This window comes from Frigidibacter sp. MR17.14, from assembly GCF_037095735.1.
Taxonomy (GTDB): domain Bacteria; phylum Pseudomonadota; class Alphaproteobacteria; order Rhodobacterales; family Rhodobacteraceae; genus Frigidibacter.
Genome location: NZ_JBAWKD010000001.1, coordinates 360,922 through 373,065, shown reverse-complemented (window position 1 = coordinate 373,065; position 12,144 = coordinate 360,922). Strand labels below are relative to the sequence as shown.

At 69.9% G+C, this 12,144-nt stretch carries 12 protein-coding genes; all 12 read right to left on the bottom strand.

Annotation, left to right across the window (positions count from 1 at the left end; translation table 11 throughout):
• Positions 1 to 91: 91 nt before the first annotated feature.
• On the bottom strand, positions 92 to 754 hold the full coding sequence (locus V8J36_RS01730) for a nitroreductase (RefSeq protein WP_336465524.1): 663 nt from the start codon (positions 752 to 754) through the stop codon (positions 92 to 94).
• A gap of 53 nt (positions 755 to 807) precedes the next feature.
• The gene (locus V8J36_RS01725; RefSeq protein WP_336465523.1) at positions 808 to 1,281 is read right to left on the bottom strand and encodes a MaoC family dehydratase; all 474 of its coding nucleotides are present in this window, start codon (positions 1,279 to 1,281) and stop codon (positions 808 to 810) included.
• The gene (locus V8J36_RS01720) at positions 1,278 to 2,639 is read right to left on the bottom strand and encodes an MFS transporter (RefSeq protein ID WP_336465522.1); all 1,362 of its coding nucleotides are present in this window, start codon (positions 2,637 to 2,639) and stop codon (positions 1,278 to 1,280) included. Before V8J36_RS01720 ends, V8J36_RS01725 begins: the two co-directional genes overlap by 4 nt.
• Before the next feature lie 53 nt (positions 2,640 to 2,692).
• On the bottom strand, positions 2,693 to 3,733 hold the full coding sequence (locus V8J36_RS01715; RefSeq protein ID WP_336465521.1) for a TRAP transporter substrate-binding protein: 1,041 nt from the start codon (positions 3,731 to 3,733) through the stop codon (positions 2,693 to 2,695).
• A 64-nt stretch (positions 3,734 to 3,797) separates the two neighbouring features.
• Positions 3,798 to 5,081: a TRAP transporter large permease gene (locus V8J36_RS01710; protein WP_336465520.1), complete on the bottom strand. Its 1,284-nt coding sequence runs from the start codon at positions 5,079 to 5,081 to the stop codon at positions 3,798 to 3,800.
• Positions 5,078 to 5,677: a TRAP transporter small permease gene (locus tag V8J36_RS01705; RefSeq protein WP_336465519.1), complete on the bottom strand. Its 600-nt coding sequence runs from the start codon at positions 5,675 to 5,677 to the stop codon at positions 5,078 to 5,080. Before V8J36_RS01705 ends, V8J36_RS01710 begins: the two co-directional genes overlap by 4 nt.
• A gap of 38 nt (positions 5,678 to 5,715) precedes the next feature.
• Positions 5,716 to 6,567: an HpcH/HpaI aldolase/citrate lyase family protein gene (locus V8J36_RS01700; protein WP_336465518.1), complete on the bottom strand. Its 852-nt coding sequence runs from the start codon at positions 6,565 to 6,567 to the stop codon at positions 5,716 to 5,718.
• An 8-nt stretch (positions 6,568 to 6,575) separates the two neighbouring features.
• The gene (locus V8J36_RS01695; protein ID WP_336465517.1) at positions 6,576 to 7,028 is read right to left on the bottom strand and encodes a MaoC family dehydratase; all 453 of its coding nucleotides are present in this window, start codon (positions 7,026 to 7,028) and stop codon (positions 6,576 to 6,578) included.
• Between the two features lie 9 nt (positions 7,029 to 7,037).
• A complete protein-coding gene (locus V8J36_RS01690) occupies positions 7,038 to 8,207 on the bottom strand; it encodes a CaiB/BaiF CoA transferase family protein (protein WP_336465516.1) in 1,170 nt (389 codons plus the stop codon).
• Between the two features lie 4 nt (positions 8,208 to 8,211).
• Positions 8,212 to 9,483 carry an acetyl-CoA hydrolase/transferase C-terminal domain-containing protein gene (locus V8J36_RS01685; RefSeq protein ID WP_336465515.1) on the bottom strand — a complete coding sequence of 424 codons (1,272 nt, stop codon included), beginning with the start codon at positions 9,481 to 9,483 and terminating at the stop codon, positions 8,212 to 8,214.
• A 43-nt stretch (positions 9,484 to 9,526) separates the two neighbouring features.
• Positions 9,527 to 10,693, bottom strand: coding sequence for an acyl-CoA dehydrogenase family protein (locus V8J36_RS01680; protein WP_336465514.1), 1,167 nt, complete (start codon positions 10,691 to 10,693; stop codon positions 9,527 to 9,529).
• 44 nt (positions 10,694 to 10,737) lie between these two features.
• Positions 10,738 to 11,958: a CaiB/BaiF CoA transferase family protein gene (locus V8J36_RS01675; protein ID WP_336465513.1), complete on the bottom strand. Its 1,221-nt coding sequence runs from the start codon at positions 11,956 to 11,958 to the stop codon at positions 10,738 to 10,740.
• Positions 11,959 to 12,144 lie beyond the last annotated feature (186 nt).

Here is a 12,144-nt window from a genome sequence, read left to right as displayed (position 1 = left end):
GACTTAGGCGGAAGCCCAGTTCCAAATGGTCCAGCTCTCAGCGGGAAGAGCATCGGCTCCACCGCTTGGCGCATGCGGGAAAGGCGACGGATCATTCGCTCAGAAATTTCGTGAATGTGTCGGTACCAATTCGTTCGGTGCAGAATCTATTTGCCGGATCAGCCCAGTCCGCGCGGCCCAAGGCCATGCCACAAACCAGCTTCTCCTCCGGTAACAGCTGCGCCAACGCCGCCACTTGCTGCGGGTAACGTACGAAAGCGGCCTGCGGGCAGGTGTCAAGCCCGTGGGCGCGTGCGGCCAGCATGAGGTTTTGCAGGAACATTCCGTAGTCGAGCCAGCTGCCCAGCTCCATGTCGCGGTCGATCGAAAAGATCAGGCCAACCGGCGCGCCGAAGAAGCTGTAGTTTCGGGCATGCTGAGTGGCCATGCGGTCCTTCTCGGCCCGATTGATGCCGAGGCTGGTGTAGAGGTCCCATCCGACCTTGCGCCGGCGCGACAGGTAGGGTTCGCGCCAGTTGCGCGGGTAGTAGTGGTATTCGGGCGTGCCGCCGTCGCCCGACAGCGCCAGCGCTTCCAGGCGGCGCCCCAGCCGGTCGAGCGCGGCGCCGGTCAGGACCGTCACCCGCCAAGGCTGGGTGTTCGACCCCGAGGGCGCGCGCGCGGCGGCGTCTAGGATCGCCTCAATCGTGGCGCGCGCCACCGGGTCGGGAAGAAAGGCGCGCACCGAGCGGCGGCCGGCCATGGTCGCCAGCACGCCGGGGTCGCCGTGGGGTGGCAGGGCAGGGGGGATGTCCGGCGCCTCTCCTGTCATTGCGCGGCCTCGGCGGCGTGGCGGCCGGCCATGAGCCGCAGCGGTGTATAGGTGATGACCGTCTCGCCGCGCTGGTTGACGATGTCGTTGCGGGTCCGCACCAGCCCGCGGCCGGCCTTCTTCGCGGGGCGGATCTCGGTCACCTCGATCTCGACATGGATGGTGTCGCCCTGCAGGACCGGCGCCACGACGTTCATCTCCATGTGCAGGAAGGCGAGGCCCGTGCCTTGGCCGGTGGCGTTCAGCACCATGCCCTCTGCCAGCCCGAGCGCCAGCGCGGCGGGTGCGGGGCGTCCCGGGATCGCGGAATGGGCGGCGCGGAATTCGGCGTCGAGGAACAGGGATTCCAGCATGCCCATCGCCGAGACGAAATTGACGATGTCGGTTTCGGTGATGGTGCGTCCGAAGGTGCGGAAGCGGTCGCCCGTCGCGAGGTCGGTCCAGTAGAAGCCTTCACCAAGCAGTTTCACGCGGGCTCTCCTTTCGAGGGGGGCGGGGGAAGCGCCTGCGGCGCGAGCAGGCGGCGCGAGTACCAGAAGGGCGAGACGGCCCCGAACACGCTGAGGATGGAGAAGACGAAGGCCGCGCGATAGTCGCCGGTGAGGTCGTGCAGGAACCCGGTCACCCAAGAGCCGAGGGCCGATCCGAAGGACATGGTCATGAAGATCGCGCCGAAGATCGCGCCGACCGAGCCGCGGGCGAAGATCCGCGAGGCCAGCGTCGAGACCACCGGGCCGCGGGCGCCTTGGCTCATTCCGAAGGCCAAGACGTAGACGAAGACCAGCGCAGGTGTGGGGAAGCTGGCAAAGCCCAGAAGCGCCGTCACGCCGAGCAGCGTCGCCGAGAAGCTGAGCGTGACGGTGAAGCGGTAACCGAAACGGGTGGTCAGCCAGCCCGCGCTCAGCACGCCGATGATCGACAGCATCCCAGAGGTGCCGAAGGCCAGCGCCGCGTCGAGCGGCGGATAGCCTTCGTCCACGAGGAAGGCCACGGTCTGCACCACGACGCTGTAGGTCGAGCAGGCGGTGAAGAAGAAGCACTGCACCAGCAGCCAGAACTCCGGCGTGCCCATCGCGCTGCGGATCGTCCAGCCTCGCGGCGGTCGCAGTTGCGCGGGCGAGGCGACGGTGGCGGACTCCTCGGTGATCGGACCGGCGGCCGGGGCGGGCGTGGCGCCCGCGGTCTGCGCGGCACGTATGGTGCGGTCGCCGGCGGCGATCCGGCCCCAGGGCAGCAGCAGCAGCACCGGCAGCAGCGGCATCAGTCCGATGGCGAGCATCCGGTAGGCCATGCGCCAGCCCTCGGTGTCGATGGCGCTTTGCGCCAGCGGCACGATCACGAGGATGCCCGAGCCGAAGCCGGCATAGGCCATGGCGATCGCCAGCGACAGGCGGCGGTCGAACCAGCGCGAGATCAGCGCCGCGGCCGGCACGATCCCCAGCGCCGAAGCGGCGATGCCGCCGAAGACGCCGTGGAACAGGTAGATCTGCCACAGGCTGCGGGTGAGCGAGGCGCAGCCCATCGCCGCGATCAGCGACACGAGCCCCGCGGTGTAGGTCACCCGCGGCCCGAACCGGTCAAGTAGCGCGCCCGACAGCGGAGAGGCAAGGCCGGCGGTGATCAGGTATACCGAATAGACCCCGGTGAGGGTCGAGCGGCTCCAGCCGAATTCGGCCTCGAGCGGCAGGATGAAGACCATGAAGGTGTCCACCGTTCCGCGCGCGACGAAGTTGAACAGGAAGCCGGTCGCCACCACGAGCCCCGCGAGCAGCGTGGCCGAGCGAGGGGTGCGGTGCGACCCGGCGGGGTTGTTCGGGCATTGGGTCATGGCTCATCCACTGTTGCATCGCCCGCGACTTGGCGCGGGCGGTGCGCTTGCGGTCACTGGCTCATCGAGGCCGTCTTCTTGAGCGCGTCGCGGAAGGCGCTCAGGATCTCGGTCCCGGGTTTGCCGCGCCCGTCGAGGTCCTTGGCCCATTTCTCGCCGATCGTGGCCATGCGTGCCTCGACCTCGGTCGCGTCGGCCTCGGGCAGCGACACGAAGGTCACGCCCTCCTTCTCCATCTCGGCCTTGTCCTTCATGTCGAGGTCCTCGCCGATCTTGCAGGCCGTGCGGATCACCTCTTCGGCGGCGTCGGTCATCGCCTTCTGCACCTCGGGCGAGAGCTGCTTCCAGCGGTCTTCCGAGATCACGTAGCTGGCGACGAACGAGCCGAAGTTGAGATCCTGCGTGCCGTATTTCAGTTCGGGCGCGAGGCCGTAGGGCAGGGCCGAGGAATGCGGGAACAGCACGCCGTCGATCGTGCCGCGCGACAGCGCCTCGCGGGTCTCGGGGGCCGGGATCGTCACCGGGGTCGCGCCCAGCAGGCTCACCGCGATCTCCTTGGTGCCGCCGGTGGTGCGCAGCTTCAGGCCCTTGAAGCTGTTTAGATCCTTGATCTCGGTCTTGGCGGTCATCACCTGATAGGGCGAGAGCACCATCACCAGCAGCATGCGCACGTCGAGCGGCGCGAGCTCGGCCTGGTCGAGCACGCCGCCGGGCTTGGCGATCGACCAGTAGGCCTCGGTGCCGTGGCAGGATTTCGAGAAGGCCTCGGGCAGTTCGCCCACCGCCGACAGCGGCAGCTTGTCGGCGATGTAGGACACGCCGACATAGCCGATGTCGACGACCTGCGTCTGGGCGAGCGACAGCAGGTCCTTGGATTTGCCCATCTGTTCGGCCGGATAGTATTCGAAGGTGACCTCGCCCTTGGTCAGCTCGGTGACCTTGTCCATCCAGACCTTGGTCATGTTCTCGGCGATGTAGTGGCCGACGGGGAAACTGTCGGCCACGCGCAGCGTCTCGGCCCCGGCGACGCCGGGACTGGCCAACAACGCCGCAAGCGCGGTGCCGCAGGTCGCGGTCTTGAAGAGCCTTGTCATTCCGTTCTCCTCCATTGGAACGTTCGGCGGGTCTTGTCTTTGGCCATCGCGGCGCCCGGGCCCCTCACATGGTCGAGGGCAGCCACAGGATCAGCGCCGGGAAGATCGTCATCAGGGCGATCACGATCAGATGCGCCCAGACATGGGGCATCACGCCCCGGAACAGTTCGCCCAGCGGGCGGCGGGTGTAGCGGGCGACGACGAAGACGTTCATGCCCATCGGCGGCGTGACCATGCCGACCTCGGCCGTCACCACGATGATCACTCCGAACCAGACCGGGTCGAAGCCGAGCTGTGTGACCAGCGGCAGCATCACCGGCACGGTCAGGATCAGGATCGCGATCTGGTCCATGAAGAAGCCGAGCACGATGTAGCCCAGCAGGATCACCACCATGATCGCCATCGGCGGCGCATCGAGCCCGCCGACCCAGGCCGTCAGGTCGTTGGTCACCCGCGACAGGGTGAAGAAGTAGCCGAAGATATGCGCGCCAAGGATGATCAGCAGGATCATCGAGCTGGTCTGCGCGGTGCTGCGCAGCGCCTCGAAGAAGGTCCGCAGGGTCAGCTTGCGCTCCCACATCGCGAGCAGCATGGCCACGAAGGCGCCCAGCCCCGAGGCCTCGGTCGGCGTGGCGATGCCCGAGTAGATCACCCCGGTGACCGACAGGAACAGCACCAGCATCGGGCCGACCCGTGTCAGCGAGGCGAATTTCTCGCGCATCGTATAGGCGCGGCCGGCGGGGGCCGCGGCCGGCTCGATCCGCACGAGGACGGCCACGGTCAGGATGATGGCAAGCGTCACGATGATGCCGGGGATGATGCCGCCGATCAGCAGCTCGCCGATCGGGATGTCGGCGATGATCCCGTAGAGGATCAGCGCGATCGAGGGCGGGATCAGCATGGCGAGCGTGCCCGAGATCGCCACCACCCCGCCGGCAAGCTTCGGGTCGTAACCCTGTTCGATCATCGCGGGCAGCGAGGTCGAGGCGAGCGTCGCCGCCGCGGCGGTGCTCGATCCCGAGATCGCGCCGAAGCCGGCGCCGGCCAGTGCCGTGGCCATGGCGACCCCGCCGCGCAGCCGCCCGACCCAGATCGTCGCCGCCCGGAACAGGTCGCGCGCGACGCCCGACAGGATGACGAATTCCGCCATCAGGATGAACATCGGGATGGTGATGATCTCGTAGGAATTGGCGGTGGACAGCGGCGAGGTGCGCAGGATGCCCACCAGAAAGCCGCTGCCGCCCAGCAGGTAGAGCCCGGCGGCGCCGGCCACCGACATCGCCAGCGCCACCGGCAGCCCGATCACCAGGAAGACGACGAGAAGAAGAAGGACGATGGTGACGGTCATTCGCCGTGCTCCCCGGCATGTTCGCCCGTTTCCGCCCGCGGCGGCAGGCCCACGAGGTCGCGCCCGGCGACGGCCGAGCCCAGATGGCCCAGCGTGCGCAGCGCGCAGCGCAGCGCCATCGCCGCCGATCCCAGCGCGAGCAGGGCGTAGGTCGGCCAGGTCGGCCAGGGCACCGTCGCGCTGATCAGGTCGCCCGAGGCCTGCGCCTGCACCAGGCGGTGCCATCCCTGCCAGGCGATCACGGCGATCAGCACCGCCGAGGCGCCATAGCCGATCCCGAGGCCCAGATGCTCGATCCGGCGGTTGAAGGCGGGGGCGAAGATGTCGATGGCGATGTGGCCATGCGATTGCAGCGTGTCCGAGATCGCGAGGAAGAACACCGCGACCATGAGGTAGGACCCGATCAGGTCGTAGGACCAGCTCAGCGGGCGGTGGATCAGGTAGCGCATCGTCACGTCGGCGACCACGACCAGCATGATCACCGCGATCGACAGGCCGGCCAGCGCGACGCAGGCGTGTTCGAACCGGCCGAGACCGCGGGAGAGCATCCCCTCGTCGACCTGCTGGCCCCCGGCCATGGCATTGGCTCCGCTCATCTTGTCCTCCCTTCGGGCCCCGGGCCCCTCGTTGGGCCTCAGTGGGCGCCCGCGCCGAGGATCCGGCGTGCGGCGCGTTCATGCGGCTTGTCGATCATCCGACCGTCGATCTTCACCACGCCCGAGGCGGGCGCGGCCGCGAAGGCGGCGATCACGGCCTCGGCCCAGGCGCGCTCGTCCGGCGTGGGCGTGAAGGCGCGGTTCACCGGAGCGATGTGGCTGGGGTGGATCACCGCCTTGGCGGCGAAGCCGTCGCGCCGCGCGGCACGGGCCTCGGCCTCGACATGGTCGAGATCGTCGATCCGCGTGGCCACGGTGTCGATCGCCGCGACCCCCGCCGCCGCCGCCGCCATCAGGCACAGGTTGCGCGCCAGCCGGAACGGCTCGGAGAAGCCCGTGCCGTCGCTGTTGGTGGTGGCGCCCAGATCGGCGGCCAGATCCTCGGCCCCCCACATCATCCCCCGCAGCCGCGGCGTGGCGCCGCGATGACCGGCGAGGTTGAGCACCGCCGCCCCGGTCTCGGTCGCGACCGAGACGATGCCGGTCGCGCCCTCGGCGATGCCATGGGCGGCCTCGAGCGCATCGAGCATGTGGGACAGCCGGCGCAGGTCGCCGGCACCCTCGCATTTCGGCAGCACGATCCCCGCGGGACGGCCCGGCATCGCCGCCGCCAGATCGCCGGCGCTGCGCCCGGTGTCGAGCGCGTTGACCCGCACCCAGATCTGGGGGCCGCCATCGCGCGGGGCGGCGAGCATCTCGGCCAGCGTCGCGCGCGCGCCGTCCTTCGCCTCGGCCGCGACGCTGTCTTCCAGATCGAGGATCAGCGCATCGGCATCGCTGCCGCGGGCCTTGGCGAACTTGCGCGCGCTGTCGGCGGGAACGAAGAGCATCGAGCGCATCACTGCGGCGCCTTGCGCATCATCGCCGCGCGCCGGCAGGTCGCCACCAGCTCGTCGTTCTGGTTGAAGCAGCTGTGTTCGAACTCGATGATCCCGACATCGCCGCGCGACCTGCTTTCGCGCGCCGAGACGACACGCGTTTCGGATCGCAGGGTGTCGCCATGGAACACCGGCTTGGGGAAGCGCACGTCGCTCATGCCCAGATTGCCGACGGTCGTGCCGAGCGTGGTGTCCTGCACCGACATGCCGATCATGATCCCCAGCGTCATCAGCGAGTTGAAGAGCGGCTTGCCCCACTCGGTCCCGGCCGAAAAATGCGCGTCGATGTGCAGCGGCTGCGGGTTCAGCGTCATCAGGCTGAACCAGGTGTTGTCGGCCTCGCTCACCGTCCGCGTCAGCGGGTGGCGGAAGTGGCGTTCGGGCGTGAGGTCTTCGAAGTAGAGGCCGGGCATGGGCAATCCTCAGACGGGTTCGGGGAAGACGAGCGCGCCGGTCCCGGCGAGCCTCTCGATGCGGTCGGGGTCGAGGCCCCAGCGGGCCAGCGCTTCGGGTCCCTCACGCCGGAAGGGCGCGGGCGGGGCAGGGGGCGTGGCCGAGAAGCGCGGCGCCGGGGCGGGTTGCAGGTGGCCGGCGACCGGGGCGTGGGTCGCGCGGGCGGCAAGCTGCGGGTGGTGCGGGGCTTCCTCGGGGCTCAGCACCGGGGTGACGCAGGCGTCGGTGCCGGCGAAGAGCCGCGCCCAGTCGTCGCGGTCGCGGGTGGCGATGGCCGCGCCCAGCGCGGCGCGCAGCCGGGCGCGGCCGGTGGGACTGCGGTCGATCGGCCAGTCGGCGGGGACAAGGCCGAAGCCCGCCAGCGCGAGATCGCGGAACTTCGGCTCGAGTGCGGCGACGGCAAGCCAGCCGCCGTCGCGGCAGGGGTAGCAGGCATATTCCGGCAGGCCGCCGTCCAGAAGGTTGGTGCCCCGCGGGCCGTCGTGCAGGCCTGCGGCGCGCAGGCCGGCCATCGGCGTGCCAAGCAGCGCCAGCCCGTCGAGCATCGCGGCATCGACGACCTGTCCGCCGGCCCCGGCGCGCGCCGCGGTCAGCGCCGACAGCAGGCCGATCACCAGCATCAGGCTGCCGCCGGCATAATCGGCCAGCAGGTTCAGCGGCGGCACCGGCGCGCCGCCTTCGGGACCGATCATCGACAGGATGCCCGACAGCGCGAGATAGCCAAGGTCGTGCCCGGCGCGCGGCGCCATCGGCCCGTCCTGTCCCCAGCCGGTGACACGGCCGTAGACAAGCGCGGGATTGCGCGCGAGGCAGGGCGCGGGGCCAAGGCCGAGACGCTCCATCACCCCGGGACGGAATCCCTCGATCAGCGCATCGGCCCCAGCGACGAGGTCGAGCACCGCCGCCACCGCTTCGGGTGTCTTGAGGTCGAGCGCCACCGCGCTGCGCCCGCGCAGCACGTAGTCGAAGGCCTCGGGCCGTTCGATGCCAAGGCCGGGGGGCGCGGCGCGGTCGATGCGCAGCACCTCGGCCCCCAGATCGGCCAGCACCATCGCGGCAAAGGGGCAGGGGCCGATGCCGGCCATCTCGATCACCTTCAGGCCGGCGAGCGGGCCGGTGCGGGGCAGGGACTCAGACATGGGCTCAGACATGGGCGGCCCTTTCGTGATCGTGCCAGGCGCGGGCGAGCGCCTCGCGGTGCTCTGGGGCGGCGATCGCGATCAGGCGGCGGGCCCGCTCGGCCGGCGGCTGGCCGCGCAGATGGGCGACGCCATGCTGGGTCACGGCCCGGTCGGCGGCCCCGGGGCCGAGACTTTCGCGCGCGACGCGGGCCACGATGCGCGATCTGCCGTCGCCGGTGGTCGCGGGCAGGGCGACGATGGCCCTTCCGCCCGGGGCGGCCAGCGCGCCGCGGGTGAAATCGGGCTGCCCGCCCAGTCCGCCGATCTCGCGCCCGGCCGCAAGCTCGAGGTTGACGCGGCCGGCGAGGTCGATCTCGACGGCCGAGTTGATCGCGGTGAAGCGCGCGAGCCCGGCGATCACCGCGGCGGCATGGGTGCGGGCGGTGCTCTGGACCTCGGCCGGTGCGGGGCCGTCCAGCAGCCCGCGCAGTCCGGCGCCGCCGATCACGGTCGAGGCGACGGCGCGTCCGGCGTCGAACTCCTTGCGGGCGCCGGTCAGCGCGCCGCAGGTGATCAGCCGCGCGACCTCGTCCGAGATCACGCCGGAATGCAGGCCCAGATCGCGATGCCCGGACAGCGCCTCGGCGATGGCGCGCGGCAGTCGGCCGATGCCGAACTGCAGGACCGCCGCCTCGGGCACCTCGGCGGCGACATGGGCGGCGATCGCGCGTTCCGTCTCGCCCGCCGGCTGGTCGGCCGGTGCCGGCGGCGCTGCCGCGGCCGCGACCTTCAGGTGGATCGGCAGGTCGGCGGGCCAGAGCGTGCCGGGCGTGCGCGGCGTGTCGGGATTGATCTCGGCCAGCACCAGCCGGGCGCGGCGGGCGGCGTCGATCATCACCAGGTCGCCCATGCCCAGATGGTGGCGGCCAAGGGCGTCGGCGGGCGACAGCTGCACCATCACCACATCGGCGCGATGGCCGCCATTCGACAGCGCGGCGGTCCAAGCGGAATAGGGCTGGCGCAGGACCCGTGTCCGGTCGTCGGGCAGCGCCGCGGCGCGCCCGAGCCGGCCATAGCTTTCGAAGCGGGCCGGTGCCGGCGCGGGGGCGTAGCCGCGGGTGATCAGCATGCCGACGATGAAGGTCAGCGGCCGCGTCTCGGCCAGGGCGCGCGCGGCCGCGACCAGCGTCGCCGGCTCGCCCGAGGCCTGGGCCACGAGGACCCGGTCGCCGGCGTAGAGCCAGGGCGCGAGGTCCAGCCCCGCGGGATCGATCGGTTCGGTTCGGCTTCGCATCCTGCCCCCTCCCAAAGGCGTTTCAGCGTCGCGGCGGAAACGGTCAGTAGGATTTCGGCAGGCCCAGAACTCTTTCAGCCAGATACGACAAGCAGAGCTGGGGTGAGATCGGGGCGATGCGCGGGATGAACACCTCGCGCAGGTAGCGCTCGACGTGGTATTCCTTGGCATAGCCGAAGCCGCCATGGGCCATGATCGCGGTCTGGCAGGCGTTGAACGCCGCTTCGCCGGCCAGATATTTCGCGGCATTGGCGCCGGCCCCGGCGGGCTTGCCCGTGTCGTAGGCCGTGGCCGCGGCCAGCACCATCATCCAGGCCGCCTCAAGCTCGGCCCAGCATTTCGCCAGCGGGTGCTGGATCGCCTGGTTCTTGCCGATCGGCCGGTTGAAGACGATGCGCTCGTTCGCGTAGCGCGCGGCGCGGGCGACCGCGAGCATGCCCAGGCCCACCGCCTCGGCCGCGATCAGCACCCGCTCGGGGTTCATGCCGTGCAGGATGTAGTCGAAGCCGCGTCCCTCCTCGCCGATCAGGTCGTCGGGCGAGATGCGGAAATCCTCGAAGAACAGCTCGTTCGAATCCACCGCCTTGCGGCCCATCTTCTCGATCTCGCGCACCTTGATGCGCTCGCGGTCGAAGGGGGCGTAGAACAGGCTGAGGCCGTGGGTCGGCTTGGTGACCTCCTCAAGCGGGGTGGTGCGCGCCAGAAGCAGGATCCGGTCGGCCTCCTGCGCGGTCGAGATCCAGACCTTCTGGCCGTTCACCAGCCAGCCGTTGCCGTCGCGCACCGCGCGCAGCTTCAGCTGCGTGGTGTTGAGCCCGGTATTGGGCTCCGTCACCGCGAAACACGCCTTCTCGCGTCCCTCGGCCATGGGCCGGATCATACGCTGCTTCTGATCCTCGGTGCCGAAGACGGCGACGGGGTTCAGTCCGAAGATGTTGATGTGCACCGCCGAGGCGCCGGTCATGCCAGCCCCGGATTCGGCAATCGTGCGCATCATGATCGCGGCTTCGGTGATCCCGAGGCCCGAGCCGCCGTAGGCCTCGGCGGTGCAGATCCCCAGCCAGCCCTCGGTCGCCAGCGCGTCGTAGAAGTCGTGCGGGAACTCGCCCGTGTGATCCCGGTCGAGCCAGTAGTCGTCCCCGAAGCGCGCGCAGACCGCGGCCACCGCGCTGCGGATCGCTTCCTGGTCCTCGCTCAGCGTGAAATCCATCCGTTCTCTCCTTCAGCCGGCCGCCGGGCCGTGGCCGGGCGCCGTCACACCTTGGCCGGCGCGGTTTCTGCCGCGAGCCCCAGCGCGCCGCCGCGCGCAAGCTCCTCGATCTCGTCCTCGCCGAGCCCCGCGTCGCGCAGGATCTCGACCCCGTGCTCGCCCTGCCGCGGGGCGAGCCGTTCTGGCACGGCCGGCGTGCGCGACCATTGCGCGGGCACCGCCATCTGGCGGATGCGGCCCTCGGTGGGGTGCTCGTGCATCTGGAAGAAGCCGGTGGCCACCAGATGCGGGTCGGCCAGCACGCCCTCGAAGTCGTACATCGGCATCGCCGGCACGTCGGCGTCTTCCAGAAGCGCCATCCAGTCGGCGGTGGTGCGGGTCAGGAAGATCCGCGACAGCTCGCCGTAAACCTCGTCGATATGGCGCATGCGCGAAACGAAGTCGCGGAAGCGGGGGTCGGCCTCGGGCATGTCGGGCCGGCCGATCGCGGCGAAGAAGCGCCGCCAGTGGCCATCGTTGTAGACCAGCGCGCAGATGAAGCCGTCCTTGGTCTGGTACGGGCGGCGGTCGGCCGAGAGCTGGCGGACATAGCCGCCGTGATCGAGCGGCGGGTCGAAGGTCAGCCCGCCCATGTGGTCGCCCAGAACGAAGCTGACCATGGTTTCGAACATCGGCACGTCGACGCGCTGGCCCTTGCCCGAGCGGTCGCGCTCGATCACCGAGGCGAGGATCGCCGAGACCGAGACCAGCCCCACCACCCGGTCGGCGATGGCCGAGGGCACGTAGCGCGGCTTGCCGTCGTTGACCTTGGCGAACAGGAACGGGATCGTCGCCGCGCCCTGGATCAGGTCGTCATAGGCCGGGCGTGCCGCATAGGGCCCGTTCTGCGCATAGCCCACCATGCCGGCATAGATGATGCGCGGATTGACCGCCGCGACCTCGTCATAGGACAGGCCGAGCCGGGCCATGGCCTTGGCGCGGACGTTGTAGACCAGCACGTCGGCGGTCTCGCACAGCTTCAGCAGCGCCCGCCGCCCGCCCTCGGTCTTCAGGTCGAGCGTGATCGAGCGCTTGGAGCGGTTGGCGTTCAGGAACAGCGGCCCCATCGAGGGATCCCGCCCCGGTCCGATCTTGCGCACGAGATCTCCGTCCGGGCTTTCGACCTTGATCACGTCCGCGCCGAAATCCCCGAGCATCTGGGTCGCGTAGGGCCCCATCAGCACGGAAGACATGTCGACGATCCGGAGCCCGGCGAGCGGTCCCATGCGGCTGTCTCCTCCCTTGGAACGGCCCGATCCCGCCTCCCTGCGGTTGTCCATATATATGAACTATCGATCCGTATTGATGGACATACTGCGGGATTCGTGCGACCAGTCAACAGGGAATCGTTTGGGAGGACGAATCCATGTCTTTCATGTTCACATATATGGACATTCGCCCCCGGGACGCTG

Excerpts from the sequence above, each read along its gene's own strand:
- V8J36_RS01700 (WP_336465518.1), bottom strand. The coding sequence starts at position 6,567 with ATGCTCTTCGTTCCCGCCGACAGCGCGCGCAAGTTCGCCAAGGCCCGC.
- V8J36_RS01695 (WP_336465517.1), bottom strand. The coding sequence starts at position 7,028 with ATGCCCGGCCTCTACTTCGAAGACCTCACGCCCGAACGCCACTTCCGC.
- V8J36_RS01715 (WP_336465521.1), bottom strand. The coding sequence starts at position 3,733 with ATGACAAGGCTCTTCAAGACCGCGACCTGCGGCACCGCGCTTGCGGCG.
- V8J36_RS01690 (WP_336465516.1), bottom strand. The coding sequence starts at position 8,207 with ATGTCTGAGTCCCTGCCCCGCACCGGCCCGCTCGCCGGCCTGAAGGTG.
- V8J36_RS01675 (WP_336465513.1), bottom strand. The coding sequence starts at position 11,958 with ATGGGACCGCTCGCCGGGCTCCGGATCGTCGACATGTCTTCCGTGCTG.
- V8J36_RS01680 (WP_336465514.1), bottom strand. The coding sequence starts at position 10,693 with ATGGATTTCACGCTGAGCGAGGACCAGGAAGCGATCCGCAGCGCGGTG.
- V8J36_RS01705 (WP_336465519.1), bottom strand. The coding sequence starts at position 5,677 with ATGAGCGGAGCCAATGCCATGGCCGGGGGCCAGCAGGTCGACGAGGGG.
- V8J36_RS01685 (WP_336465515.1), bottom strand. The coding sequence starts at position 9,483 with ATGCGAAGCCGAACCGAACCGATCGATCCCGCGGGGCTGGACCTCGCG.
- V8J36_RS01710 (WP_336465520.1), bottom strand. The coding sequence starts at position 5,081 with ATGACCGTCACCATCGTCCTTCTTCTTCTCGTCGTCTTCCTGGTGATC.
- V8J36_RS01720 (WP_336465522.1), bottom strand. The coding sequence starts at position 2,639 with ATGACCCAATGCCCGAACAACCCCGCCGGGTCGCACCGCACCCCTCGC.